Here is a 26,497-nt window from a genome sequence, read left to right on the forward strand (position 1 = left end):
TGTTCGAAACAGTTGGAACATGAGAGTTATTATAAATCACGACTTGATAAATTCAAGGCATATTTCCTTTTAACCGAGATAGTGGTAAACGATAAAGTTTATCATCTTTTTCATCAGGGTTTCCACGACCATCCGTATTGTTGCTTATAAAATAAAGGTAATCTTCATCTACGAATACATCACGTATCCTTCCCGAACCCGTAATGATATTAGTCAGTTTTCCGTTCTTTACATCATAGCTCTTAAGCGCTTCGCCCCTTAAGGCTGCAAAATAAAGCTTCCCGTCAAAATAAGCCATTCCAGAAGGGGCCCATGTATTTTCACCGGAATGAATCAATGGATTTACCATATCCGTTTTTTTCTCATCGCCCTGTATCACTGGCCAACCATAATTCTTACCTGGTTCAATTTTATTTAATTCATCGTGTGCCGAATCTCCGTGCTCACTTTCATACATCTGTCCCGCTTCATCCCATGCCAGACCTTGTGGATTCCGATGACCGTATGAATAGACATATGAATTCCTGAAAGGATTATCCTTTGGTACGGTGCCATCCAGATTCATGCGCAAAACCTTCCCGCCTAAAGATTCAATGTCTTGTGCGATCTCCGAATTTCTTGCATCACCAGTTGTAGCATATAGCTTATCATCCGGTCCGATCTTGATCCGGCCACCATGATGGAAATCACCGCTTGGTATTCGGTCGATTAAGGTTTCCCTCTCCAGCCACATATCCTCAACCTTTTGCAGCAGGACGATTCGGTTGATGGAATCGCCACCTTCTTCATACGTATAATAAGCGAAAGCTTGCCCGCTCTTAGCGAAATCGGGAGCTAACAAAAATCCAAGCAACCCAGCTTCCGCTTTTGCCGACAATGGCTTTTTAAGGTTGACCTTTTGCCTTGTCATCTTACCCTTGTCCCATTCTACGATAGTTCCTGTCCGCTCTGACACATACATCGTGCCCCCATTTTTCTGAATCGACCATGGTGCATGCAGGTTCGTTACCAGAACATCCGGATCTTGTCCTAAAGTGCCCGTCACTTCTTTATCAGGCTTAGACTTGGTATTACCGTCCTTTTCATTCATGTTACACCCAATTAAAGTAAATGTAGTCATAAGGAAAAATAAGATCCATCTTTTCAAAAGCTTTTCCCCTTTCGATTCATGAGTTTAATAGGCTGACTGTTTAAGTACCTTTAAAATGGCCTCCGCAACACCGGATTCATCATTCTTGCCTGTTACTTCATCACACATTTTTTGAATATCGAGCGGTGCATTTCCCATCGCGACAGACAAACCTACTCGTTCAAACATGGATACATCATTATAATTATCCCCAATAGCCATCGTTTCCTGCATCGAGCCGGATTTTTCATTCACATATGTTTCAAGTGCCGTACCTTTTTGAGCCGCCCCACTCATGATTTCCACATTTTCACGTCCTGATGAGGTGACTGTAATTCCATCCTCCTCATTTAATTCAGAAGAAATTTGATTCAATAAACTTAAATCCTTTGAAAAGCTGAGAATTTTATAATATTCCACATTAGAATGGCTGAATAACTCGGAATAATCGGAAATGGACGTAACTTGTCCAAGCTGTAAACGCTCCTCTGCAAATTTCCTCATCCTCTCAGGGTCAACGTCCGGATTGGCTGTAACAAATACATCCACCAAAGCAGATATGGCGTTTTCATAGTTTTTAGAATAGATTCCCTGACTCGTATAAATTTCGAAATAAACTCCTCGTTCTTCGAGTAATTTAGCAACCATGCTAGCAGTCCCAACTGACATCGGATTGGAAGTGGCAATCTTTCCGTCCTCCGTGAAAAGGGCAGCACCATTTACTGAGATGACAGGGCAAACGATGCCTGCTTCATCTAATGCAAACCTAGCTTCCACGTAGGATCTTCCAGTAGCAATGATCACTTCCACGCCCTCTCTTTGAGCCCTTTGTATTGCGTCTTTATTTGCCTCACTGACCTTTTGCACTTTGTTTAACAATGTTCCGTCCATATCAATCGCTATCGTCTTTATCAATTCAACCCGCTCCTTTTTTCAATATAATTCCTATTTTAACCGAAAGAGACTGGATAAACACGTTTTACAAACTTGGATATATTCCTTGGTGTGAATTCAGTCATGTAAAAGCTCCAATTATGTATATAAATAAACTGCACCTAATTGAGATAGGTGCAGTTTTGTCTTAATGTAGAATGGTTTGGCTATCAACTGCCTGTGACCGTTCAATAATTTGTTCGTTGATGTCACTTTGAATGTCATCGATGGCTGTAAAATCCATTGCTTTTACATAAATCTTTTCGAGTTCGTCATGCGCATCTTTTGCTTTAACCAGATTTGCTGTCGCTTCATTCATTTTATCCCTGTACCTGGAGGAAACATCCTTTATCTGATCGGCATAAATTTCATCTGTTCCTGGCAGGATGGCTGTTTTATATATATCAATGATTTCATCACCTTCACAACTTGGGAAATATTCATGTGGTGATGTGCTGTCAAAAATGGCGATTCCTACCTCCCGGACGATTACCATGTCCAAGCTATGCGGATCAAAACCGCAATGATACACTTCCACATCAAAGCCTCTTTGCTCTGCAGCCTTTGCAATCTTCTTCAGCATCGTTGATTTACCTGAACCCGGACGGCCCTTTAAAAAGTAGCGTTTTTGTACACCCTCCGTGATATTGGGAATGAAATCAACCGCTCCCTTCGGTGTGGCAGCACCTAAAAAACGGTGGCGAACATCAGCCTTCTTGTTAAGGACGATATCTCTATAAAATCCTTCTATCAATTTATTGGTCAACCCATTCAATTTAGCGAAATCTATGTTTGCCTTATAAATATCTTCCCATTCATCGTGTATCCTTAATGCCTCAGCGAAAAGGGAATAGGCCTTCTCAAAACTCTTGCTTCTCGCATTCGTCAGCCTTATGATAGTCGCCCTTTCAGAAGCCAGCTGCTGAGAATTCCAGGCAGCCCCTAGATTGACATACTCCTCAATGGCCCCTGGCGCCTTAGGTTCAATCACATGCGGCGCTGTCCCATCCACAAGTCCGATTTTCAAAGCCGGTATGATTACTCCATCAATGGAATCATTATCGGACGAGCAATGTAAAAACTCAATGTCATAGTCTTTATCCAGCCATTCTTGGCCGATTTTTTTCATAATGGTTGATTTGCCCGAACCAGGTCCGCCTTTTAAAATGAATAGTCTTTCCAAACCTGCTAAATTGGAATCATATAAACTATAAAAACCTTTAGCCGTATTGCCTCCAGCGAAATAGTGCATCACTTTTCCAGTCACTTTCACACTCTCCCTCACAATAAAGATGTGATCTTCAAGACAGCGTATGCAGAAAAAAACAAATAGGTGAATGCCTAAGGGTGGAAACGATTATTTTATAAGGGCCACTGCATCGGCTTGTGTGACCTCTAGGAATTCCGAGGGCTTTAAGACAATCTGTGTCCCGATCCTCCCACCGCTTACGATGATTTCCGGCAGCCTTGATGCACTTTCGTCGATAAAGGTCGGGTATTGCTTTTTCATACCGATCGGTGAGCAGCCTCCCCGTATATACCCTGTGTATTTTTGTAGATCTTTAACAGCAAGCATTTCAACTTTTTTTGCCCCTGCCGCCTTCGCTGCTTTTTTCAAATCCAGTTCAGTGGCTACAGGAATGACAAATACATATAGCTGCTGCGGCCCGCTATGGGTAACAAGCGTTTTAAAAACGGTTTCTTGCGCTTTTCCAATTTTGTCCGCAACAGTGATCCCGTCGATTTTTCCATCGTTGGCATCATAGCTCATCATGCCATACTCAATACGTTTGTTATCAAGAATTCGCATTGCATTCGTTTTACTGGCTCCCATCTTAACATTCCCCTTTGCTTTTTTTCCATCTTACCATTTTTAAATATAGGGAAAAAGAAAGCACAGTGCCTGCGCATCTGTGCTTTCCATCAAATTATTCTAAATGACGTCTTTGAAAATCAGCGATCCTCTTATAGTCACCTTCCAATTGGCGGCTTACGGATAAATAAATCGACATTAATTCCTCATACACTTTAACGTTCTGCTCGATTGGAACAAGCTCATTTGTAGCACCAATCATGCCTTCAACCTCATCGAGGCTTTCGATTTCCCCTAAAGCGTATAACCCAAGAACGGCAGCACCTAAGCTTGAACTTTCAAAGCTTTCAGGAATTGTCACGTTCTGATTAAATACATCGGCCATGATTTGACGCCATAGCTTCGAGCGGACAAACCCACCGCTTGCATGAATTTTCTCGGGAGTACCTGTCAGCTCTCTTACAGCAAGGAGAACACTGTACAAGTTATACATCACACCTTCAAGTACTGCTCTGACCATATGGTCACGAGTGTGATGAAGAGCCAGTCCAAAGAAGGAGCCTCTTGCATCGGCACTCCATAATGGCGCTCGTTCCCCAGCCATATACGGGTGAAATATCAATCCGTCGGAGCCAGGGGCAATATTTGAAGCCATGTCCGTCAATATCTCATATGAGTCTTGTCCCGAAGCCTTCGCTTTTTCAATTTCAACACGGCCTAATTGGTCCCTTGCCCATCGGAAGGTGATTCCCCCATTATTGACCGGTCCTCCGATTACCCAATGATTCTCCGTAAGGGCATAACAGAATGTCCTGCCTTTCGGATCTGTAAGCGGTCGGTCACTGACGGTTCGAACCGCACCGCTCGTTCCGATTGTCACTGCCAAAACACCTGGCTTGATGGCGTTTTGCCCTAAGTTCGCAAGCACACCATCACTCGCACCAATAACAAACGGGGTACCTGGCTGAATGTTCATTTTTGCCGCTAATTCCGGACTTAATCCAGAGAGGATATGGGTTGTTGGAACAAGTGTTGGCAGCTTATCTGCCCCAATTCCAGCAATGGCAAGTGCTTCTTCATCCCACTTCAATTCATTCAAATTGAACATGCCCGTTGCAGAAGCGAGTGAATAATCCATCACATACTCATTGAAAAGTTTATAGATGATGTATTCTTTGATTCCTATGAATTTGTCGGTTTCGTTAAAAATCCCTGGATGCTCATTTCTTAACCACATTACTTTTGTGATTGGGGACATCGGGTGAATGGGAGTTCCCGTCCTGTGATACAGTCGCATCCCCTGTTCTGAAGCCTTCAATTTCTCCGCATAGGCTACACTACGATTATCTGCCCATGTAATGCTATTCGTTAGCGTATTACCGTCTTTCCCCATGGCGATCAAGCTATGCATCGCTGAACTGAACGATATGAAACCAAGTTCATCTTTTTCTATTCCGCTTGTAATCATAACTTCGCCAATTGCAATAATGACAGCTTTATAAATTTCTTCGGGATCTTGTTCCGCAACGGAAGGAGTTGGACTGTGAAGAGGATATCCCTTCGAACAAGATTGTACAACCTCCCCTCCTTTTGAAAAAAGAACGACCTTCGTACTCGTCGTACCAATATCGATCCCCATCATATAACCTGAATGTCTCATACTTACATCATGCTCCTTTCTCTTAAACAATTGAATTCAATAGTAAGATTAGGATAGTGAAACGACTGATATTATCGTTTCCATAACCGTCCAAGATTTTAACGTTTGTAAACCTGTTAAAGTAAAATTTAATCATCCAAAATCCTGCATCATTTACGCAGGATAGAATTAATGAACCTGAAACCGATTACAAGAACCACCAATTCTCAATATTAACACCTGATACAGAAGAAATTGGCTTCTGCATAATACTTATCATTGCTACAGTAGCTTAAACCAGTAGGCACACAAGTCACGGCAGCAACGAGCCAGCGAGAATCGGTGAAATATGAATGGATGTAGTTCGACTAGCCATGTATTCGCCAACACCGATGATCTAGATAATGGATGCAGGCTGATTGATTTTGTCCATCTTTATTAAACCTTTAGCGCAACCTTATGTAAAGAATGAAGCACCCTAACAGACCAGCAGGGTGATGCCCCTATCTGAACAGCATCTGCAACATCCGGAATATCCATACCTGTGATAATTCCGGATGCAAGTAGGTCAGCATTAACTGGATGCCTTTCACTTTGGCTATGATAACGAGCGTATAATAACAAACTATCGTTAATGCTCAATCCAAATAAACTAGACATCACCCTGAATCTTTGGCATCTCTCTATGTATATAAACTAACTCAAAATACTATTTTACAATATAAACTTATCCATACAAAGTAAGGATTATTCAATGAAAAAAAGGGACCGAATCCGTTCATTATGAACTAAACTCGATACCTCATTCATGAACTGGTCGGATCATTCCCTCATAAAAAGAAGACCGGATTGGTGTCTGATTTCTGCCTCAAGATGTACAGGATAAGCAATAAGGAAGCAAGTGGATGGTCCAGAAGATTTTTTGATATCCACTTTACTACTTATATTTACAGGAACGCCTTCACCACTTGGATCCAGTTGCTCCCATTCATATGCTATCCCTTTTGAACCGACTGGAAGTACCTGTACATCTTCCATCTCACAAAGGCTTTTAAATAAAGACAATGGAGCGACCCTCTCTTGTTGTTCCATAACTTCATTCCCAACGAGCGGCCTGCCGATCAGAGCGATTTTCCGAAAAGGATATTGCTTAATTACACGTTCATTCCTTCGTTTACCAATAACCATAAGACCTAGTGCTGATTGAAGAAGCGGCATGTTACTTTCTGTGCTTCCTGTAATGGGCAGGACCATTCCCAATTCATTCAATCCCTTCGAGATACCTCTGCTCAATGCCTTCCAGGCTTCATCACCGCAGAAATTGTGAAGGACAACCGATATTGGCCTTCCGCCAACACCCATGCATTCCATGACGGCAACCCGAAAAGAGTAATAGCCAACGACCTCATAAGGGACCTGGACAAGATCCTTTTCCTTCAGTCCGATTCCGCCACTATTATCACTCGAAACAATTAATGATTCTGCTTCGGAAAACGGTAGAATCAATGAATCACTCATTCTACAAGACCATCTTTATGAATCATTTTTTTCAAAACAGGAGCCAAGCGTGGCATTAACAATGCTGCCAATGCTACATTCACTGCTGTTGCCGCCGTTAACCCCGGAACCAGCACTGTGTAAAATCCAGGGCTGATCAAAAATACGAAAGGCAGGGCTAAAATGAAGGCATTACCGATAAAGAAGAGGAAGAATGCGCCCATTTTCTTTCCGTGTACATATAAAACGCCGAACATCCAAACGAGCACTGCCATTTCGACCATGATCAAAAAATGGAAGGGCCCTAAAGTCATGCCGCCGATGAACGCTGAAATGATATGACCGAGCCCGGCTACAATCGCACCGGGTACAGGGCCAAGTATGACAGCCGCCAAAAGGGCCGGAAAACTGTCTAAAGCGATACTGCCGATCGGGGATGGGATTTTGATCATGGCCCCAACAGCAGATAAGGCAATGAATAAAGCAATTGCACTGATTTTTCTTACATCCATGTTACTCTTTTTCCTTTCTTTTCCCTCCACGGAATACGTTTGCGCTGCGGATATATTCCACATCCTTCACACCAAGTCGGAAGTTGATCACACGTGCTACTGCAAAGAAGTAATCGGACAGGCGATTTAAATATTGAAGCGATAATGGTGATACGGCTGCACCCGATTTGATCAATGAAACGACCAATCGTTCTGCCCTTCTGGTAACCGTACGGGCAATATGAATCGTTGCTGCCGCTTTTGAACCCCCTGGCAGGATAAACTTCTCCAGTTCCGGCGCTTCAACTATGAAAGCGTCAATACGTTCTTCCAAATAGGTAATGGCCTCATCCGTCAGCTTTTGCGGGGCTTTCTCGGAAACCGTTGCCAAATCACCGCCACAGTCAAATAACTCATGCTGGATTTTCTCTAAATCGGCCAATACATCCTTAAATATCGCTTCATCCAATTCAGTCACCGCAAGACCGATATAACTATTGACTTCATCCACTGTTCCATAAGATTCGACCCGGATGTCATCCTTGTCAAGCCGGCCTCCAATTACGCTTGTTTGTCCCTTATCTCCTGTACGTGTATAAATCTTCATCCCAATTACCTCCTCTATTTTATTCGCTGGTTAATTCCATACCAAATGATATCAACACGCGTTGATAAGGATGCTACATCTTGAAATACCCATCCGCAGGCATCGCGCCATCGGCGATCCCTTGCTTCCATCGGGACGATACCTTTCGATATATCAGAACCGATCACAATGCAGATGTTTTCATCCCTTTCCTTCTCCCATATTCGCCAGTCAGCCATGATTTCCTTCCATCTTATTCGAATCGAATCTGTATCCATCGTTTCGGCATCTTGTTGAATCCATGCATCCAACCCCTGCAATATGACGGTATTACCTTGAAAATCAAACATTTCCGGCTGTTCTTTCCGATAACCGGATAACCAAAGGGCCTTATTTTCCAAACCATATAATTCCTTTACCCATTTCGTTTTCCCATTATAGGCGCCGCCTGTAACGAAGTGCACCGTTCACCCCTCCTTAAACTGTCCCGGTCCTCCCATATGAGCTCATATCCCTTTCCGTGAGAAATACTCCAATCAAAAAAGGACTTTTCCATCGGGGCATAGCGGACCAGTAATTCACGTATTACCCCTCCATGGGTCATTAGTGCATAATGACTTTCCTCACTGGCAATCAATTGGTTCCAGCCATTTTGAACACGTTCGGAAAACCCCGGATAGCTTTCACCCCCAGGCACCATTGCCGCCATGGGGCGTTCCAACCAATTAAGATAATCGCCATCTGTCTTCAACTCATCGTACGTTCGTCCTTCCCAATTGCCGAAGTTCATTTCTCGGAACGAAGGGTTTTTGACCGGAACAACTTCTGGAAACAACAGTTTTGCGGTTTCCACACAACGAGGCAAATCACTCGTATGAATTTTTTCGTATACTGGGTAACAACCCCTCAAGAACAGAATTTCCTTTTCTCCTTCGATGCTTAATGGAGAATCCGTCCAGCCTAAATAGGATTTTCGCTCATTTGCTTCCGTCAGCCCATGGCGAAGTAGTGTAATAGCCACAGTATCAGCCATAACCAAAGCTCAACCCCTTCCACTGATGCACCCAGTACATCCCCTGTTATCCCACCGAACCAACTGATGATTTTACGTTTTATATAAAATAGGAAGAACAGCGCAGCCAGACACATGATGGAAAATAAAGTGATAAGCTTAAAATCGATGATCCAAGCAATCGCAAGGCATACAAGGAGGTATAGCCAATAAATAGGCAAACTGCTTTTCTTTACAGCACTTTGAAAGAAAGCACCCAGCCCCTCTTTTTTAGCCAGTGGCATCCGGCTAAGTAAATAACCCATCACACATTTGCTTAAGAATGGAAGGCCAATAATCAAGAAGTATGTCCATTCATTGACCCGTTCGACAATTTCATAAATGAATATGAATCGGGCAGCCAATAGAACGATGACGGAGATGACACCGAATGCACCTGTCCTGGAATCCTTCATGATTTCCAATCGGCGTTCTTTATCCTGATAGGAAAAAAAAGCGTCACTGGCATCAATCCACCCATCGAGGTGCAAGCCCCCCGTTAACGCCATCGTCAAAAACCAAAGGACAAACGCAATTGCAAGGGATGACAAAGGGGTCCATTCCACTAATGCATATAAAACACCGCCCAATATCAAGCCTAGCAAAAGACCGACGAACGGAAAGGTTTGAATGGCACTATGAATATATTTCTTCTCCATCGGAAGCTGCTTCTTTATCGGAAAAACCGTAAAGAACTGCAGGTTAATTAGAAATCCGATTACACCGTTCATACCTGCATGCACCCTTTCATCACTAATGGAATACCCGATTCAACAAGATAAGCCTCATCAGCCTGACCGACGATCGCTTGATGAAGCAACCCTAGTGTTTTTCCGTATATATGGAGGAAATCATTTTGAAAAATCGGTTCCTGAACCAATTCATTGCTCACGATGATTAAACAACTGGATTGTTTTCTGATCTCATTGATCCCGTCTAATATTTTTATAAAAACGCTATGTAAAAATTCCTTTTCAAGCGGAATACCAGGGCCAAATAGTTCATTATCAAGAAGGGTTGTCAAACAATCGAGCAGGATTATCGAATCCTGATTAATATCAGCCCCGATTCTTGTAATATCCGTTGCGTATTCCGATGTCCTCCAGGCAATCGGGCTGTTTTCTCTATCTTTTTGGTGCCGAAGAATGCGTTCCCCCATTTCAGCATCACTGACACGGCCGCAAGCGAGGTAATGCAATTGGCCATTCATTTGGAGTGCATATTCCAGGGCTTTTTTTTCCGCGAAACCACTTTTCCCGCTTCGGACACCCCCGGTTATAAAACAGAGCCTTGCTTTCTCCACTGTCTTACCCCCTCCATCAGTGCTTCGTTATCACGTTCACTCTTCACTGCAAATCGGAGCCATAATCCATCCAAACCCGGGAAATTATAGGTATGGCGCGGAACGATTCCTTTTTTCAACAAAAAAGGGAAAAGGGATAAGGATTCATCTTTGACTAAATAAAAATTAACCGTGCTATTGGAGACAATCAACCCTTGCTCTTCATAAAACCGGAAAAGTTTTTGCTTTTGCAATTGTATATAGTCTCTCGTTTTTCTCATATATGCTTCTTCTGCAAGACAGATCTTCCCTACTTCCAACGCTACATGGTTGACACTCCAATGCGGCTTATAAGTTTTTACCCGTTTTATGATGTCCGGTGCCGCAAGCAAATAGCCTATTCTCAAACCCGGAATTGCAAAGATTTTAGTCATCGATCTTAGAATGAGTAAATGTGGAAATTGGTTGATTAAAGATGCATAAGAAAAGGAGTCTTCCGTAAAATCATAGAAAGCCTCATCCATGACAACTAGGCAATCCGCTTTTTGGCATTCATTGATTAATTCCTTAACGTCATCCCGCTTAAATGAAACCCCTGTAGGATTATTAGGCGTACATAAGAAAATTGCATCATAATTTGATAATCGAGGTATCAGGCGATCCAAATCCAGTTGCCACTCAGGCTCTTCAAGCTGATGAAAATCGACCTCACACCCTGCTGCCAAACAAGCTTCTGCATATTCCGCAAACGCCGGCTGAATGATCAACACCTTTTTGTTGGCTAACTTGTTCGCTACCAACATGATTATTTCTGCACCGCCGTTTCCTACTAAAACGGCTTGCTCTGGAAGTGCTTCTTTTTTTGCAATTGATTTTGTCAGTTCAACGGCATGTGGATCTGGGTATTGCAGGATTCCATCGAAAAATTCCGTCCACCGTTCCTTTATGCGTAAAGGAGGGCCCAATGGGTTAATGTTCGCACTGAAATCAAGAACACTTTCAGGCATTTCAATTTCCAGCGCTTCGTAAAGATAATGCGGATTAGAGCCATGAGTTGGTAATGACAATAGTAAGCCCCCCTAGCCAAAGCATCAGTAAAAATACAAAAGAAGACCGATGCATGATGGTAATCGATTTCGGTATATGTATTGCTTCTAATGGAACAAGTGGAACTCCCATCCTCGCACGGTCAGAAACAACTCCTTTGTACATATTCCGACCGCCAAGCTGCACGCCCAAAATGGCAGCAACGCCCGCTTCACACCACCCGCTATTCGGACTTGGATGTTTTTTCGCATCTTTGATTAAAATCTTCCATCTGCCACCCAATCCGTGATAGCTGGATTTCGAGCTAAGCAGCATCAGGAACCCCGTGAGGCGACTGGGAATCCAGTTTACGATATCATCGAGCTTTGCTGAAGCCCAGCCAAATTGAGCATATTTATCATTTTTGTAACCCACCATCGAATCACAGGTATTAATTGCCCTATACATCATCGCGAGCGGTGCACCGCCAATCGCTGCCCAAAACATTGGGGCAGTGACACCATCACTCGTATTTTCAGCAACGGTTTCTACTGTACCCCTGACTATTTCGGATTCATCAAGATCTGCTGTATCACGGCCCACAATATAGGAAAGCTTTAGCCTCGCTTCAGGAAAATCCCGTTCATTCAGCGGATGGCAAACATCCAACCCTGCTTGCTTTAAGCCTTTTTGAGCAATCGTAGTAGAAATGACGACAGCTTCCCAAAGTATACCCGCAAGCGGATGGATTCGGTATGCTAAATAGACGGTTAGACCTGTAACCACAATCACCACACTTAATACGATCATCAACATGAAAAGCCCATTACGTTTCTTAGATCTACCTTTATTGAATGCCCGATCCAACTTGCTTATCATCGTTCCAATCCATTTTACAGGATGCGGCCAATTTGGCGGATCACCTATTAATAAGTCAAGGAAAAACGCCAGTGTAACGGCAAAAAGGTGATGGTATATCATAGTTCCTCAATCCGTTTCCGATTTTTCTTTATCGCTTCTACGGTACAATCATATACACCACGGCTGATCAGCTTACCTAGCGGAGTGATGGTGCCTGCATAGTGAAGCTTTGCCCCTCTTTGAGTTGCCGCAATCAAAATACTGTCAGTCGATGTTCCTGTTGCACATGTATTTGTTACCTTATCCAAGACATGTAAATCATGAAGCGCCTTTGCTTTAGCCTCGGTCGCGGTAACAATGCTGTGGATGAACGCCTCTTCTGCCAAGTGACCATTTACGAATATCCATGTGTTGATGGTTCCCGGAGTCGAACTCCAAGAATGTCGGTCGGCTAAAGAAGCGTCGATGGCATTCCCCACTCCAGCCGTAACGATGATAAAAGCCGAGAAATTTTCACCTCTTAAAAACTTGAAAACAACCGTATCGAGAAAGACTGCCGTCATCATCCCTACCGTTTCCTGCGGTTCAAAACCTTGCGTTCTTAAATATTCCGCCATTTCAACAAGGTGATCCTCGCAATTATAATCGCGATGGACGTGCCTATTCACGAAATATCGATGCCAGCCCGTCCCCGAACCAGTCACTCCAGAAGACATCGTTCTTAATGGGATCGGAGAGTTCAATTGAATCATTTCTGGACCAACTGTCAGATATGAATCATCGATTTCCATAGGGGCAGTATCACTGCTATGCATTTCCGGAACGATGAACATCTGCGGTTTCGGAAGAGCGGGATGCGGATGTTTTTCAATCGTCGTCTGATATACACCCTGAATCCGGTCCTGTTGGAGCACTTCATTCGGCACATCAATAACTTGAATTTGACCTTTTTCAAGCAACATAAGCCGATCACAATATAATCCAGCCAAATTCAAGTCATGAAATATTGAAATGACGGTTAACTCCTGCTCCTTTGCCATTTTCCTCATTAAATCAAGAAGATCCTTTTGATAGGAAAGATCTAAGTGATTCGTTGGCTCGTCCAAAAAAAGAATTTCTGGTTCCTGGGCAAGTGCCTGCGCCAGTAAGACCCGCTGTCTCTCTCCACCTGATAATCGTTCAAATTGAAGATCCTGAAAATCTGCCACCCCCGTTTGATTCATCACCCGTTGGACAATCGTTTCGTCTTCTGCTGACCAACTATGGAACCAACCTGTTTGATGGGAATAGCGCCCAAGTGAGACCGTCTCTTTTACTGTATAAGAAAAAGCTAATGAGGAATGTTGAGGAAGCACCGCAATGACCTGTGCAAGTTGTTTTGACGAATAATCCTTCAAATCCCTTCCCCTTATCCGTATGCTTCCTCCCTTATAATCGAGCACCCCGCTGAGCATGCTCAAAAGCGTCGTTTTCCCGCTGCCATTTGGACCTAGAATTCCGAATAACTCCCCTTTATGTACGTCAAATGAGACAGAGTCCAAAACGGTTTTATTGCCATATCCACCTGTTAACCCTTTTACTTCAAGCATCCGTCCTACCCACTCTCCGTCTCTTTAATAAAATCAGCGCAAATGCCGGTGCCCCGATAAGTGAAGTGATGACCCCGATCGGCAGTTCCGATGGGGCTATGATCGTCCGTGCGACAAGGTCCGCCAGAATCAAGAATCCGCTTCCTATCAGCAAAGACAACGGAAGCAAATGTTTATGGTCTGGCCCCCAAATCCTACGGACCAAATGAGGAATGACCAATCCTACAAAGCCAATCGTCCCGGAAACTGCAACGGCTGCCCCTGTCAATATCGAACCAGCAATCAAGATCCACATTTTTCGCCGCTGCACATTCACACCTAAGTGTTTTGCCCGGTCTTCCCCAAAAGTCATCGCATTCAATTCACTTGTATTCATGAGCAAGATCAGAGAACCAATGATAAAAAACGGCAAAATGATCGCGATATACGTCCAACCACGCATTGAAACGCTGCCCATGAGCCAGCCAATGATTTGCCTTAATTCCTCACCCGTCAACGCAATCATCAAAGAAATGAAGGCACTTAAAAACGAGCTGAAAATGATTCCGGTTAATATGATCGTTTCCACCTTCATCGATCGATCCATTTTTTTTGCAAAAGCCAATACACAGAAAATCGTGATCACGGAACATGAGATACTCAATACCGGAAGAGTATATAAACCGATGAATGGTAGTGATACATTCAAGAATAAGGTCAATACAGCTCCGACTGATGCTCCTGATGATATACCTAATGTGTAAGGGTCAGCGAGCGGATTCCGGAGCAATCCCTGAAATGCCGCACCCGCAATCGCAAGTGAAGCACCAACCAAACCCGCAAGCAATACACGCGGCAAGCGGATGTTCATCACGATATTCGTCAGCATCACATCCGGATCAACGGAAAGCGGTAAATGAAAAATCTCCTTGCCGATTATTTGTATAAGTACGGGAATCGGTACTGGTACCGAACCAAAGGAAATGCCAATCGTACAAGCAAAAAGTAAAAACAATAACGCAATCAAATAAGCAAACGCCCCTTTATTTGTCAAATACGTTCGGATAGACTGATTTGGCAAGTTCCTCTACTCCCTCTATTAAGCGTGGACCGGAACGGGTCACCAAGTCAGAATGGACATCAAAGACTTGGCCATTCTTAACAGCTTTTACGTCTTGCCATCCTTTTCTGCCGGTCACTTCACTGATTGGATCTTTTGTATAATAACCATACGTTGTAATAATGACATCCGGATTTGCAGCAATCATCGACTCTTCATCAATTTTTGCCCAACCGTCCAATTCAGCCGCTGCATTCTTCGCTGAAATCATTTGAAGCATTTCATTCATGAATGTATTTTTTCCAGGTGTATATATTTCCGGAGACGGCGAAACCTCCACTAAAACGGTCTTTCTATCCGCTTCCTTTACGGATTTGGCTTTTTCAGATAAAGCCTTCAGCTTCGTTTTCATATCGGTAATGATTTCTTTTGCCTTATCATGTTCTCCTGTTGCCTGTCCAATCATATCGATAGACTCATACACTTCGTCGAAGCTTTGTGCATCATTGACTACAAGGACATCTATTCCAGCATCCTTAATCTGTTTTAATCCCTCACTTGAATTATGGGCACTGGATGCATGGGCAAGAACAAGATCAGGCTTTAAGGAAACAATCAACTCCGTATTCATTTCCATTCCGCCAACTTTTTCGATTTCTTTCGTTTCTTCCGGGTAATTATCATTGTCGGAAACACCAACAACCTTTTTACCCAAACCAAGAGCAAATACCACTTCCGTATTACTTGGTATCAACGTAACGATTTTCTTCGGTTTTTCTTCTATCGTTACTTTTTCACCCGTTGCATCTTTAATCGTAATCGGGAAAGCTTGGTGTTGAGCATGATTCGTTTGCTGCTTTTCCGTTCCGTCATTAGATCCCCCGCTGCAACCAACGATCATACCTGCAGTCAGTAATAACACCAGTATCAGACCAAAAATTTTCTTCATTTTCATTCCCCACAATCTTTTTATTTAGTTTTTCCCACCTATGAAATAGCGCTTCCTTCAAACGAAGATGCGCATCAAAACAAAAAGCATCTCCCGTTAAACGGAAGATGCTTGTATGGCAACAATATAATTACGGACTCTTTAGGTCTGCCACACACCTTCCCATCCGCGTAGGTTATAGGTGTACGAATCTTGGCAGGTCTCCTGGCTCATGGTTATCGTCAACGGCACCTTCCCATATCTCATACAGTGGTTCACAGCCGTTAACTCCCATATACAGTGGCGGGACCGCGCTGGCATTCAACCAGCTTCCCTTTTAAGTCATTAAGACACCAAATCGCTCATATGTATGTAATTTTCACTGCTTTTCATTATACACCATGTAAGAATCTATTATTATATGATTTTTCTGACTGGCTCCAAAATGCCCTGTCCCTCTTCAATGATTTGTAGCATTTTCAATCAGTGACGCAAACCCACCAACCGATAATCCGGGTGAAATCCGAACGCGATGCAGGGCATACATACCTTGATCACCGGAGGCCCCGCCAGGTTCGGTCGTAACTGCCATCTTGTATCCAGCTTCTTCCGACAGCCTGAGACTCTCTTCGTTATACCGACCAACTGGATACGAAAGTACTGTCGTGTCCTGATGGAGGATTCGATCGAATAAATCCTTTGACTGGACCATTTCGACTGCTTGCTGCTCTGGGGTCATCCGGTTCAGCTCAAGATGGTTGATTGTATGACTTTCGATGGAAATCCCATTTCTGCTCATCTCCATCATTTGACCTTCCGTCAGGTGATGACCTTTTTCAATGGATTTCCCAATCATGAAAATGGTCGCTTTCATGTCATATTCTCTTAATATAGGAAAAGCCTCCGTGTAGTTATCTGTATACCCATCATCAAAAGTAATCCAGACACACTTTTCACTTGGCATTCGATTTTCGGTTAAAACGTGAAATGCTTCATTAGGGGATAATGTATGGTATCCATTTTCCCGAAGCCAAGCCATTTGCATTCGGAATTCCTCTTTTGGCACCCGAAGGTTATTACCTTCAGATATGCTATGATACATCAATATCGGAAGCTGAACCGTGGACTCGGCCCTTATCCAGTTCCTCGTATCGATTCGCTCAGGACTTGCTTCATCCTCCGAATCGATTTTGGCATCATTCTCCGCTGCAGCAGCCACCTCAATATTCTCTTCCGTAATCGGTGCAGCCGTCTTTTTACCTATTTTATCTAAAACCCCTTGTGAGCATCCAGGTAAAATGAACATCCCCAGCAATGCTACTATGCTTAAAACTCTGTATTTTCCCACTATCATTCTCCTATTTTTTTCTAGCATAATAGTACCAGAAAAGTATTGAATAATAAAGTATCCCAATTAACACAAAAAAAGGAATATAAAGAGTTGGTACCCATCCTCACCAAACTTTATTGGACTGTACTTTATCACCAGTTAAGCTTTAATGATGAAATTTTTTCATAAGTACAAGCTATTAGCTTGAAAAGTTTGCCTATAAGAAATATAATAAATAAGTCGTCGACTTTTTATATGTCCCAGTAGCTCAGCAGGATAGAGCGACAGCCTCCTAAGCTGTAGGTCGTAGGTTCGATTCCTATCTGGGACGCTAATGTATGGAAGACCCTGTTATAGTGCGGTTAAAGCCGTTTTATAGCAGGGTTTTTCTTTTGGCTTAACTGAAAAAGGCTGTATCACGTATGTCGGATAAAAGCACTTCTGAATATTGGAAACAATGGTGATTCTATTCACTAAAACTTTTCATTGTTTGGAGGTGCTTTTCTTTTTGGCTAAAAAAGTAGTAAAACGTGGCACACAGATAAAAGAACGAAATCACACTCGTTCTGAAGGAACTGGAGCCGCGTATTCTCGTAATTACGATAGAATTGCTTGATCAGATCTCCAGTCGGCGTGAAATGGACATTGTTACATCGAATATATCATTTAATCATTTTTGAAATAAATGTTTGAACTTGTCCCACCCGGGTATATAAATACTGTAAGACATTCTCAACCAAAGGAGATGATGTGCATGAGTACAATCAGAGGCCAATGGAACAAGGAGAATGACGCAGCGGTGTTTAGTCCCGGTGATCAGCGTTAGAGTCAATTGAAGTGTTAGATGCTAATCAAAATGGGAATTACTACTCTTCTCATCCAAAGGAGGAAGATACTGATCATGAGTATTTACAGCCGATGGAACGCTGAGAATGATGAAGCGATTTTCAGTCCAGGTGATCAGCAGCCATTCAGTACACTCATACGAGTAGATTCGGATAATCACACACTAAAAATGGACAACACACTTGAATATGAATTACATGGCACCGTACTGAATGAAGTTTAGTCGAAGCAGTGATATATAGAAAAAGAGCCCTTCACATTTATGCTAAACGTGAAGGGCTCTTTCTCTTATTTATCGAATTTAAGTTTGGCCAACGCATCCGCCAAGGCAGTATTGATCGGCTCTTCTTTATTTTGCTTTTTCATATAATTGGAGACTTCATTTTTTGATACTTTTTGATTTTTATTTTGTCCTCTTCGTTTATTATAAGAAGAAAGTTTTTCATGAAAACCGCATTTACATGTGAATGTCTGCGCTTCTCCTTGACCGCGCATTTCCATCTTTTTGTGACATTGTGGACATCTTGCATTTGTTACACGTGAAACACCTTTTTTGTGGCCACATTCACGATCCTGACAGACAAGCATTTTTCCTCTTTTACTATTCACTTCAAGCATCAGCTTGCCGCAATCCGGGCATTTTGTTCCTGACACGTTATCATGCTTGAATTTCCGGTCACTATTTTTGATTTCATGAACGATGTTTTTCGCATAGGTACGCATATCGCCGATGAAAGCCTGTTTTGGTAGCTTTCCTTTTGCAATGGCTGTTAACTTTTGCTCCCATTGAGCTGTCAAAGCTGGTGATCGTAGGTCTTCAGGTGCCAACTCGAGGAGTTGCTTTCCTTTTGAAGTTACATGAAGGCCCTTCCCTCTCTTTTCAATCAGGAAGCTATTGAACAGTTTTTCAATAACGTCAGCACGCGTTGCCACTGTTCCGATCCCGCCAGTCTCACCAAGGGTCTTGATGAGTTCTTTGCTTTCCCCTGCCATGAAACGAGCAGGGTTTTCCATCGCGGATAGGAGTGATCCTTCATTGAAGGGTTCTGGCGGCTTTGTTTCACCATCGGTTTGTTTCACAGCCGAAATGGTTAAACTGTCACCCTTTTGAACGGTCGGAAGCAGCTGCTCTGCAAGGCCATCTTTAGCTTCCTCCTCATCAAACTGGTGATCATAGACTTCCTTCCAGCCGGATTTCAGGACGACCTTTCCTTTTGCCATGAACGTCTCCTGCCCTATTTTGGCGGTGATGGTCGTTTGCTCATATTCGAAGGGTGGCATCAATACGGCAAGGAACCTTTTAACGACCAAATCATAGATTTTAGATTCTTTGTCGCTCAGTTTTCCCGGCAGCGGCGTTTGCTCAGTCGGGATGATTGCATGGTGATCCGAAACCTTGCTATCATCCACGAACGATTTATTGGCCTTAATCGGGCTGCGCAGGATTCTCGAAGCATACTGGGCATATGGTTTTATGCTGACAGCCTGTAATCTTTCTTTTAGCGTATCAACCAAATCCGTTGATAAAAAGCGTGAATCCGTCCTTGGGTAAGTCAAGACTTTATGGCTTTCATACAAGCGCTGCATGATTGATAACGTCTCTTTCGCCGAATAGCCGAATTTCTTATTGGCGTCCCGTTGAAGTTCCGTTAAATCATATAAAGAAGGAGCAAAACTTTTCTTATCGGCTTTGTTCACTTCCACCACTTCTGCCTTTTTCCCCTTCACTGCCGCAAGAACCTTCTCTGCCTTGGTTTTATCAAATGTACGGATATCTTTTGATTGGGCATCTTGCCAGATTAGGCGCAAATTGGATTCTGCCGTTGCCGATACGCCATAGTATTTCTTTGGCTGGAATTGTTTTATTTCTTCTTCTTTTTTGGCAATCATCGCAAGTGTCGGCGTTTGGACCCGGCCGCACGATAACTGCGCATTGTGCTTGGTTGTAAGGGCACGTGTCGCGTTCATTCCAACGATCCAGTCCGCTTCGGCCCGTGCTACAGCAGAGGCAAATAGATTTTCATACTCCTTGCCATCCTTCAGCTTTTTAAATCCATCTTTGATTGCTTTATCCGTTACAGAGGAAATCCAAAGCCGCTTGATTGGCTTCTTCACATTCGCTTTTTCAAGTATCCAGCGTGCAACAAGTTCCCCTTCTCGGCCTGCATCTGTGGCAATGATGACATCCTTGACATCCTTGCGGTTCAATTGTGTTTTAACCGATTGAAATTGTTTGCCTGATTGCTTGATCACGACTAATTTCAAAGACGGCGGCAACATAGGCAGGTCCTCTAAACGCCAGGTTTTATATTTTTCATCATACGTTTCCGGATCGGCATGGGTCACCAAATGACCTAAAGCCCAAGTGACGATATACTGATCGCCTTCAAAGAAACCATTGCCCTTTCTCCCGCAATTCAACACTTTTGCTATATCTCTTCCGACCGATGGCTTCTCGGCCAGTACGACTGTTTTACTCATAGTAACATCCTTTCCCTTTTAAACTGATTCCTCTATTATCGCATATAATTTAGGACAGGGCGATAAAGCACAGCTCCCCATTATTCATCATGAAAAAATCATCTTTCCTACTCAAAATTTACCTAATGGGTGGGAATGTGCCCAAGGTCATATATGTAAATTAATAGATTAGATAGCAATCCCGTTCAGATTTTAGTATGATGAAACGTAGGGATTTTTTCAAATTAATTGGGAGGTTCAATATAAATGAGCTTACTTTCTATAGATAAATTAGCACACAGCTTTGGCGACCGTACCTTATTCAAGGACGTTTCCTTCCGCCTGATGGCCGGCGAGCATGTAGGTTTGGTCGGGGCAAATGGTGTAGGAAAATCAACGATGATGAATATCATTACTGGACAGCTTATCCATGATGAAGGCCGGGTGGAATGGACACCTGGTATCGAATATGGCTATCTTGATCAACATACGATACTTTCAAAGGGTAAATCGATTCGCGACGTCTTAAGGGATGCCTACTTACCTTTGTTCGAGCAAGAAAAAGCACTGAATGAAGTAACCGAGAAAATGGGGACGGCCACTCCAGAAGAACTTGAAGAACTCCTGGAACAAATGGGTGAAATTCAGGACAAGCTTGAAGCAGGCGGTTTCTACAATCTGGATATTAAAATTGAAGAGGCGGCACGCGGGTTAGGACTGGATGCAATTGGATTGGACCGTGATGTCTCTGCGCTAAGTGGTGGACAACGGACAAAGGTTTTACTAGCGAAGTTACTATTAGAACAACCAGAAGTCCTGCTGCTTGATGAACCGACCAACTACCTGGATGTGGAGCATATCCGCTGGCTGAGCAGCTACTTAAAGGAATACCCTCATGCATTTCTATTGATTTCGCATGATACCGAGTTCATGAACGGCGTTGTCGACGTCATTTTCCACCTAGAATTTTCTAAATTGACCCGTTACACGGCGACTTATGAAAAATTCCTTGAGCTTGCTGAATTGAATAAGAACCAACATATCAATGCTTATGAAAAACAACGTGATTTCATTAAAAAGCAGGAAGATTTCATTGCAAAAAATAAAGCCCGCTACTCAACGACCGGTCGAGCAAAGAGCCGTCAAAAGCAATTGAATCGTATGGAACGTATCGATCGTCCTGAAACTGCGATGAAACCGACCTTTGACTTCAAGGAATCTCGTGCGAGCAGCCGTTATGTATTTGAAGGCGAGGATATGGAAATCGGCTATGACCGCCCGCTGCTTCCGAAGTTGACGATGACCATCGAACGAGGAGAAAAAATTGCCGTGGTCGGCTGTAACGGAGTTGGGAAATCAACGCTGTTAAAAACGATTTTAGGTAAAATTGATCCTCTTGGCGGTAAAAGATCACTTGGTGATTTCCTTTTTCCTTCTTATTTTGAACAGGAAGTGAAAGCAGGCAATACGACACCGATCGACGAAGTCTGGAATGCTTTCCCGCATCTCGACCAACCGCAGGTACGTGCTATTCTTGCTCGTGTCGGATTGAAAAATGAACATATTACACGTCCAATGAGCCATTTAAGCGGTGGTGAACAATCCAAGGTGCGCTTATGTAAGCTTATGCTTACCGAAAGCAATTGGCTATTGTTTGATGAGCCGACGAATCATTTGGATGTTGTTGCAAAAGAAGAACTGAAACGTGCATTGAAAGAGTATAAAGGATCGATTGTCCTTGTATGCCATGAGCCTGATTTTTATGAAGACTGGGTTACAAAAGTATGGGATGTAGAAGAATGGTCGGCCCAAAATTAATTTTTTTAAGGGGATGTCGCAGAAAAGCGGCATCCCCTTTCTTATGAAATAAATAAAAAGCTGACTGAAAAAGCTCATTCAGTCAGCCTTGTCCCTTAACTATTCACCTTACAGATCATACCCGTTCCGCCACCAATGTATATGTTTTCGGAAGACCAATATCATGGATCTTATGATTCGGTTCTTCCTCGAGTACTTTAATGACAAGCCCTGATTGACCAATTGCCGTTATAAGTTCCCCGATTGTCCATTTACGCTGTACAACTTTTGAAAGGCTCCCTTTTTCTTCATCAGGCATATGTTTGGAAAAAGCGACCACATTGTTTTCGATTGCCGGAGCAAAATAGTTGCCCGTAATCTTATGCTTTTTACCATTAGAGGTAATGAGTTTTGTTGAAATGGGGTGAAATTCATGCAGGATGAATCGGCCTCCAGGGGTCAACATCCTTTTAATTTTTTCAAAAAGCGGCTCCAGATCAATTAAGTAGTGAAGCACACCAAGCTCCATTAAAACCAGTTCCTGATTTTCTGATTCGTGCTCGGATGATAAAGAGAGAACATCCGAAACGATATACTCGATGGAGACATTGGCCCCATTGGCAAGCTCATTTGCAAATGTCGCGTTTTCCTGCGAAAAATCGACAACTTTCACTTTGGCTCCCAATATGGACAGGGCAACTGCTTTAACACCATTCGACCCCATTAGATGGGTAATTTTTTTACCGGTTACATCTCCCATATATTTATAAAATGGGTACAATCTCCATTTTGGATTTTGCTTTATTTTGGATGCCAATTCTACGGGATCACCATAACGATTGACAAGCGCCAGATAATTATTCTGGTTCCACGCCTGTTCATTTTCCTCCGTGAATCCCTGCTGCCCGGCAGATAAATAAGCATGAATCTCGTCACTGTACCTTTTCATTTCTTCGTCATATAAATAACTGTACAATGACGTGCACCAAACCTCCATATCCCCCATTTTTATGGACAAACGATATGGGTCGGTTTTAATGGTCGTGTTGAACCTGCAGCGAACAGTGACAGAAACCCCCTCAACATCCATTAGAAAGGAAGAAGTCTCCGGACTTTTTTCAAGCTTTGTTGGGGAGTATGCAGAAAAAAGATCCATAGCTTCATTAAAGACATCCCATTGTACATCCAGGTCAATGTTCTTATACTCGTCAATATCCACTCCTTGTACGAACAGAGCAGATCTACCTGTATATTGGTAAGGAATATTAGCTTGATCTAACTTGTTCCCCATTAATGTGATTGTATGATAAAAACTCGCCTTCATATTAACCTCCTTAACATCAAAAGAGCATAACAATTATTCTTCTATAGCAAATTTCAAACCGATACTCGAAATAGCAATCAGCTCTTCATCATGGCGGTCAATGCCATAAACGAGTAATGTAACCAGCATATATATTGCTCTGAACCTTGCTAAGCACTCTGTTTCCTGTTCGATTTCACCATAGATCTCAAAAAAGGATTGGCGAGCCTCCTTTGGAAAATAACTGTATAAAAAAGAGAAATCAATGGCTGGGTTTCCGATATGGACATCTCCCCAATCAATGATACCTGTGAGAATACCCTCGTCATTCAGTAAAACATTCCGTATATGAATGTCTCCGTGAACGAGTGTAATTGGATGTTGAACATCCACATCGCCTAGCCTTTCAACAAAATCTTTAACCGCATAAGCCTGGTCATTGTATCCTAGCTTTAATAGCGTTGAGACATTTTCCATTAGTGATTTCTGGCGAAAGGATACATCGAGCCTTCTCAATCCATCAGGCTGCACACCTAAATTCCTGGCCTTTTCTACAGGAAAACTGTGAAGGACTTTCAAAAAATGGGCAAATCTTTTTGCCGATTCTATCTTATTTGCAACAGATCCCTCTACAGGTAAATGTCCCTTTACGATTTTATAACCTGTAAATGGATATGGATAGATGGTACTTGGTTTCCCAAAAAAGATCGGCTCAGGGATATCAAGCGGCAATGTGCCTGCAATTGAAGGCAAAAGCTGATTCTCCACCTGAATCAACGTAACTGCTATAGGGCGTCGAGGGAAACGGAATACAAATTCCCCATTGATTTGTATCACCGTATTATCGAAACCCTCCCCAAGTTGCTTGATCTCTTTCAACTCAATTTCTGGAAACTGTAGCCTGATCAATTTCCCTGCCAGATCTAAGGAAACTGGATATTCTGCCAACCAAGGCTTTTCCACACCCGTCTCCTCCTTTTACCGGTTTCTCCCCCTATTGGGACTGCTGCCAGATCCACCCCTGCGATTACTCGGCCCCTGTGTACTAGTTGATCTACGGCTGCCTCTTTGACCTCCTCGTGGATTGTCACGCATTGGTCCACGGCTGTCTTCTGAGCGGCCTCCCCGCGGGTTCTCTCGCCTTGGTCCGCGGCTGTCTTCCAAGCGGCCTCCCCGTGGATTCTCTCGCATTGGTCCACGGCTGTCTTCCGAGCGGCCTCCCCGCGGATTCTCTCGTCTTGGTCCGCGGCTGTCTTCCGAACGGCTTCCCCGTGAATCCTCACGTTTGGGTCCACGGCTGTCTTCTGAGCGGCCTCCTCGTGGTTTTTCCCTCTCGATTTCACGATTGTCAGTTTGGTTTACAGAGCGGTGACTGCCACGATTCGGTCCTCTCGTATCTATCCGTTCCCGATGGCGTCTTCCCCCTCCTGTACGTGGTCGACGGGCACTCTCTTCAGAAGTATCTTCATATCGTTTCTTTTTATGTCCCACCTCATCAGGTTGGAACATTGTGACTCCTTCAATCTTCCTTCTTTCGATCTTCATGGAAATCCCTTTTTCTATATCGCCTAAAAGCTGAAGATCCTTCGTTGCAATAAAGGTTACAGCCAAGCCATTCTCACCCGCTCGCCCTGTACGGCCAATTCGATGGATGTAACTTTCCGCATCTTCAGGAACATCATAATTAAATACATGGGTCACGCCTTCTACATCAAGCCCTCGTGCCGCAACGTCCGTTGCCACTAAGTATTGAAGCTTTGCATCCCTGAAGTTTTTCATGACACGCTCCCGCTTTGCCTGTGATAGGTCCCCATGAAGTTCTTCGGAATTGAAGCCTTCTGCTTTTAGAGCATCATTCAAAACTGAAACGCGACGTTTTGTGCGGCAAAATATAATCGCCAAGTATGGCTGTTCTTCTTTGATTATGGTAATTAATGAAGACTGTTTGGCACGATCGGTCGTCTCGATGACAAGTTGCCTGATTTGTTCGACCGTCACTTGCTCAGCTTTTACAGCGGCAGTTAATGGTTTATTCATGTAACGTTTAGCCAGTTGATGAACTTGTTCAGGCATCGTGGCGGAAAAGAGCAACGTTTGGCGTTCATCTGGAAGTTGTCCCATGATTTCTTCCACTTCTGGCAAAAATCCAATATGAAGCATTTGATCAGCTTCATCCAGCACGAGTGTTTGAGTTTGGGATAGATCAATGGTGCCTCGACGTAAATGATCCAATAGCCTGCCAGGAGTGGCAACCACTACAGAAATATTCCTTGTCAGTTTCTTCATTTGCTGCTCGACATCCTGTCCGCCATAAACAGCAAGAACCTGCAACTCTTCGATTTCATTAGCGAATTTTTTCAATTCCGCAGTGATTTGCAAAGCCAATTCTCTAGTTGGCGTAACGATTAGTGATTGTATGTGGGATGCAGCCGGATCAACTTTTTCCAGGATTGGCAACAAAAATGCCAAGGTCTTCCCCGTCCCCGTCTGCGCCTTCGCGATGACATCTCTTCCATCAAGGATATCTGGTATCGCTTTCTCCTGTATAGGGGTTGGATTGGATATTCCTATTTGCTTTAATATCATGTTAATCGCCGGGCTGACGCCAAGGTCGATGAAATTTGTCATGAATTGTCCTACTTTCTGAATTTCTTCATTTAATTAACTAGTAAATCTTAAGGGGAAATGGCATGCAGTTCCCTTCAACTTAAGGTCATTTATCTTATTCTAAGCTATTTGTTAGTATATCATTATCTATTTTCGAGAAAACGTGTCACTTAAAATTTTTCATCCTATTGTACTTTAGTTGTTTTTCTAATATAATTTATAAGATTATCCAATCGAGCTACTTACTTGAAAATAAAGGGTAAGCGTCTCCTCCTTGTAGAATTATACAA

Annotated in this window: 26 protein-coding genes, 1 tRNA gene and 1 riboswitch; of the genes, 3 read left to right on the top strand and 24 right to left on the bottom strand. The window is 43.1% G+C overall.

Annotated features, from left to right (window positions below; translation table 11 throughout):
* Positions 1 to 52: 52 nt before the first annotated feature.
* From ACFWE9_RS00520 to ACFWE9_RS00615, 20 genes are all read right to left on the bottom strand, one after another.
* Positions 53 to 1,147 (bottom strand): PQQ-dependent sugar dehydrogenase, encoded by a 1,095-nt coding sequence (locus ACFWE9_RS00520; RefSeq protein ID WP_230159157.1) that lies wholly within the window; start codon positions 1,145 to 1,147, stop codon positions 53 to 55.
* A 27-nt stretch (positions 1,148 to 1,174) separates the two neighbouring features.
* Entirely contained in the window at positions 1,175 to 2,044 is an 870-nt protein-coding gene (locus tag ACFWE9_RS00525) for a Cof-type HAD-IIB family hydrolase (protein ID WP_230159156.1), read from the bottom strand.
* A 166-nt stretch (positions 2,045 to 2,210) separates the two neighbouring features.
* The gene (locus tag ACFWE9_RS00530) at positions 2,211 to 3,329 is read right to left on the bottom strand and encodes a PRK06851 family protein (RefSeq protein ID WP_230159155.1); all 1,119 of its coding nucleotides are present in this window, start codon (positions 3,327 to 3,329) and stop codon (positions 2,211 to 2,213) included.
* 90 nt (positions 3,330 to 3,419) lie between these two features.
* Entirely contained in the window at positions 3,420 to 3,896 is a 477-nt protein-coding gene (gene ybaK / locus ACFWE9_RS00535; protein ID WP_230159154.1) for a Cys-tRNA(Pro) deacylase, read from the bottom strand.
* A gap of 94 nt (positions 3,897 to 3,990) precedes the next feature.
* On the bottom strand, positions 3,991 to 5,535 hold the full coding sequence (gene gntK / locus ACFWE9_RS00540) for a gluconokinase (protein ID WP_230159153.1): 1,545 nt from the start codon (positions 5,533 to 5,535) through the stop codon (positions 3,991 to 3,993).
* Between the two features lie 22 nt (positions 5,536 to 5,557).
* On the bottom strand, positions 5,558 to 5,704 hold the full coding sequence (locus ACFWE9_RS00545) for a hypothetical protein (protein WP_377355322.1): 147 nt from the start codon (positions 5,702 to 5,704) through the stop codon (positions 5,558 to 5,560).
* Positions 5,705 to 5,952: 248 nt separating this feature from the next.
* Positions 5,953 to 6,174, bottom strand: a complete 222-nt coding sequence (locus tag ACFWE9_RS00550; protein ID WP_230159152.1) for a hypothetical protein — start codon at positions 6,172 to 6,174, stop codon at positions 5,953 to 5,955.
* 162 nt (positions 6,175 to 6,336) lie between these two features.
* Positions 6,337 to 7,032: an ATP-binding protein gene (locus ACFWE9_RS00555; RefSeq protein ID WP_230159151.1), complete on the bottom strand. Its 696-nt coding sequence runs from the start codon at positions 7,030 to 7,032 to the stop codon at positions 6,337 to 6,339.
* A complete protein-coding gene (locus ACFWE9_RS00560; protein WP_230159150.1) occupies positions 7,029 to 7,523 on the bottom strand; it encodes an ECF transporter S component in 495 nt (164 codons plus the stop codon). The genes ACFWE9_RS00555 and ACFWE9_RS00560 overlap by 4 nt, the downstream gene beginning before the upstream one ends.
* Before the next feature lies 1 nt (position 7,524).
* Positions 7,525 to 8,109 carry a cob(I)yrinic acid a,c-diamide adenosyltransferase gene (locus ACFWE9_RS00565; RefSeq protein WP_230159149.1) on the bottom strand — a complete coding sequence of 195 codons (585 nt, stop codon included), beginning with the start codon at positions 8,107 to 8,109 and terminating at the stop codon, positions 7,525 to 7,527.
* 14 nt (positions 8,110 to 8,123) lie between these two features.
* Positions 8,124 to 8,552, bottom strand: a complete 429-nt coding sequence (locus tag ACFWE9_RS00570) for a bifunctional adenosylcobinamide kinase/adenosylcobinamide-phosphate guanylyltransferase (protein ID WP_230159148.1) — start codon at positions 8,550 to 8,552, stop codon at positions 8,124 to 8,126.
* Positions 8,504 to 9,121: a histidine phosphatase family protein gene (locus tag ACFWE9_RS00575; protein ID WP_230159147.1), complete on the bottom strand. Its 618-nt coding sequence runs from the start codon at positions 9,119 to 9,121 to the stop codon at positions 8,504 to 8,506. Before ACFWE9_RS00575 ends, ACFWE9_RS00570 begins: the two co-directional genes overlap by 49 nt.
* Positions 9,079 to 9,870 carry an adenosylcobinamide-GDP ribazoletransferase gene (gene cobS / locus ACFWE9_RS00580; RefSeq protein WP_230159146.1) on the bottom strand — a complete coding sequence of 264 codons (792 nt, stop codon included), beginning with the start codon at positions 9,868 to 9,870 and terminating at the stop codon, positions 9,079 to 9,081. The genes ACFWE9_RS00575 and cobS overlap by 43 nt, the downstream gene beginning before the upstream one ends.
* A complete protein-coding gene (locus ACFWE9_RS00585; protein WP_230159145.1) occupies positions 9,867 to 10,442 on the bottom strand; it encodes a bifunctional adenosylcobinamide kinase/adenosylcobinamide-phosphate guanylyltransferase in 576 nt (191 codons plus the stop codon). Before ACFWE9_RS00585 ends, cobS begins: the two co-directional genes overlap by 4 nt.
* Complete coding sequence (gene cobD, locus ACFWE9_RS00590; RefSeq protein ID WP_377355309.1) at positions 10,415 to 11,488, bottom strand: threonine-phosphate decarboxylase CobD; 1,074 nt, start codon at positions 11,486 to 11,488, stop codon at positions 10,415 to 10,417. The genes ACFWE9_RS00585 and cobD overlap by 28 nt, the downstream gene beginning before the upstream one ends.
* Positions 11,463 to 12,428 carry an adenosylcobinamide-phosphate synthase CbiB gene (cbiB, locus tag ACFWE9_RS00595; RefSeq protein ID WP_377355310.1) on the bottom strand — a complete coding sequence of 322 codons (966 nt, stop codon included), beginning with the start codon at positions 12,426 to 12,428 and terminating at the stop codon, positions 11,463 to 11,465. The genes cobD and cbiB overlap by 26 nt, the downstream gene beginning before the upstream one ends.
* Positions 12,425 to 13,897, bottom strand: coding sequence for a heme ABC transporter ATP-binding protein (locus ACFWE9_RS00600; RefSeq protein WP_377355311.1), 1,473 nt, complete (start codon positions 13,895 to 13,897; stop codon positions 12,425 to 12,427). Before ACFWE9_RS00600 ends, cbiB begins: the two co-directional genes overlap by 4 nt.
* Positions 13,890 to 14,957, bottom strand: a complete 1,068-nt coding sequence (locus ACFWE9_RS00605; protein WP_377355312.1) for a FecCD family ABC transporter permease — start codon at positions 14,955 to 14,957, stop codon at positions 13,890 to 13,892. The genes ACFWE9_RS00600 and ACFWE9_RS00605 overlap by 8 nt, the downstream gene beginning before the upstream one ends.
* A complete protein-coding gene (locus tag ACFWE9_RS00610; RefSeq protein WP_377355313.1) occupies positions 14,920 to 15,885 on the bottom strand; it encodes an ABC transporter substrate-binding protein in 966 nt (321 codons plus the stop codon). The genes ACFWE9_RS00605 and ACFWE9_RS00610 overlap by 38 nt, the downstream gene beginning before the upstream one ends.
* 177 nt (positions 15,886 to 16,062) lie before the next feature.
* A riboswitch (cobalamin riboswitch) is annotated at positions 16,063 to 16,237 on the bottom strand.
* Between the two features lie 87 nt (positions 16,238 to 16,324).
* Positions 16,325 to 17,170, bottom strand: a complete 846-nt coding sequence (locus tag ACFWE9_RS00615; RefSeq protein WP_377355323.1) for a polysaccharide deacetylase family protein — start codon at positions 17,168 to 17,170, stop codon at positions 16,325 to 16,327.
* A gap of 281 nt (positions 17,171 to 17,451) precedes the next feature.
* Between ACFWE9_RS00615 and ACFWE9_RS00620 the strand changes: the two genes are divergently transcribed.
* Positions 17,452 to 17,525, top strand: a tRNA-Arg gene (locus ACFWE9_RS00620).
* A 570-nt stretch (positions 17,526 to 18,095) separates the two neighbouring features.
* Complete coding sequence (locus ACFWE9_RS00625; RefSeq protein WP_230159138.1) at positions 18,096 to 18,263, top strand: hypothetical protein; 168 nt, start codon at positions 18,096 to 18,098, stop codon at positions 18,261 to 18,263.
* A gap of 65 nt (positions 18,264 to 18,328) precedes the next feature.
* Here the strand turns inward: ACFWE9_RS00625 and ACFWE9_RS00630 are convergent, their stop codons facing one another.
* Positions 18,329 to 20,521, bottom strand: coding sequence for a DNA topoisomerase III (locus ACFWE9_RS00630; RefSeq protein ID WP_377355314.1), 2,193 nt, complete (start codon positions 20,519 to 20,521; stop codon positions 18,329 to 18,331).
* A gap of 246 nt (positions 20,522 to 20,767) precedes the next feature.
* On the opposite strand from ACFWE9_RS00630, the gene ACFWE9_RS00635 reads away from it, so the two are divergent.
* Positions 20,768 to 22,318: an ABC-F family ATP-binding cassette domain-containing protein gene (locus ACFWE9_RS00635; RefSeq protein ID WP_230159136.1), complete on the top strand. Its 1,551-nt coding sequence runs from the start codon at positions 20,768 to 20,770 to the stop codon at positions 22,316 to 22,318.
* 115 nt (positions 22,319 to 22,433) lie between these two features.
* On the opposite strand, the gene ACFWE9_RS00640 is transcribed toward ACFWE9_RS00635, so the two are convergent.
* From ACFWE9_RS00640 to ACFWE9_RS00650, 3 genes are read right to left on the bottom strand one after another with little or no spacing between them, the layout of a single operon-like run.
* On the bottom strand, positions 22,434 to 23,621 hold the full coding sequence (locus ACFWE9_RS00640; RefSeq protein ID WP_230159135.1) for a class I SAM-dependent methyltransferase: 1,188 nt from the start codon (positions 23,619 to 23,621) through the stop codon (positions 22,434 to 22,436).
* A 33-nt stretch (positions 23,622 to 23,654) separates the two neighbouring features.
* Positions 23,655 to 24,563 carry a phosphotransferase gene (locus ACFWE9_RS00645; protein ID WP_377355315.1) on the bottom strand — a complete coding sequence of 303 codons (909 nt, stop codon included), beginning with the start codon at positions 24,561 to 24,563 and terminating at the stop codon, positions 23,655 to 23,657.
* Positions 24,564 to 24,578: 15 nt separating this feature from the next.
* The gene (locus tag ACFWE9_RS00650; protein WP_377355316.1) at positions 24,579 to 26,228 is read right to left on the bottom strand and encodes a DEAD/DEAH box helicase; all 1,650 of its coding nucleotides are present in this window, start codon (positions 26,226 to 26,228) and stop codon (positions 24,579 to 24,581) included.
* Positions 26,229 to 26,497 lie beyond the last annotated feature (269 nt).

Origin of the sequence: Peribacillus sp. NPDC060253, assembly GCF_042727425.1 — a bacterium.
In the GTDB taxonomy this organism is placed as follows: Bacteria; Bacillota; Bacilli; order Bacillales; family DSM-1321; genus Peribacillus.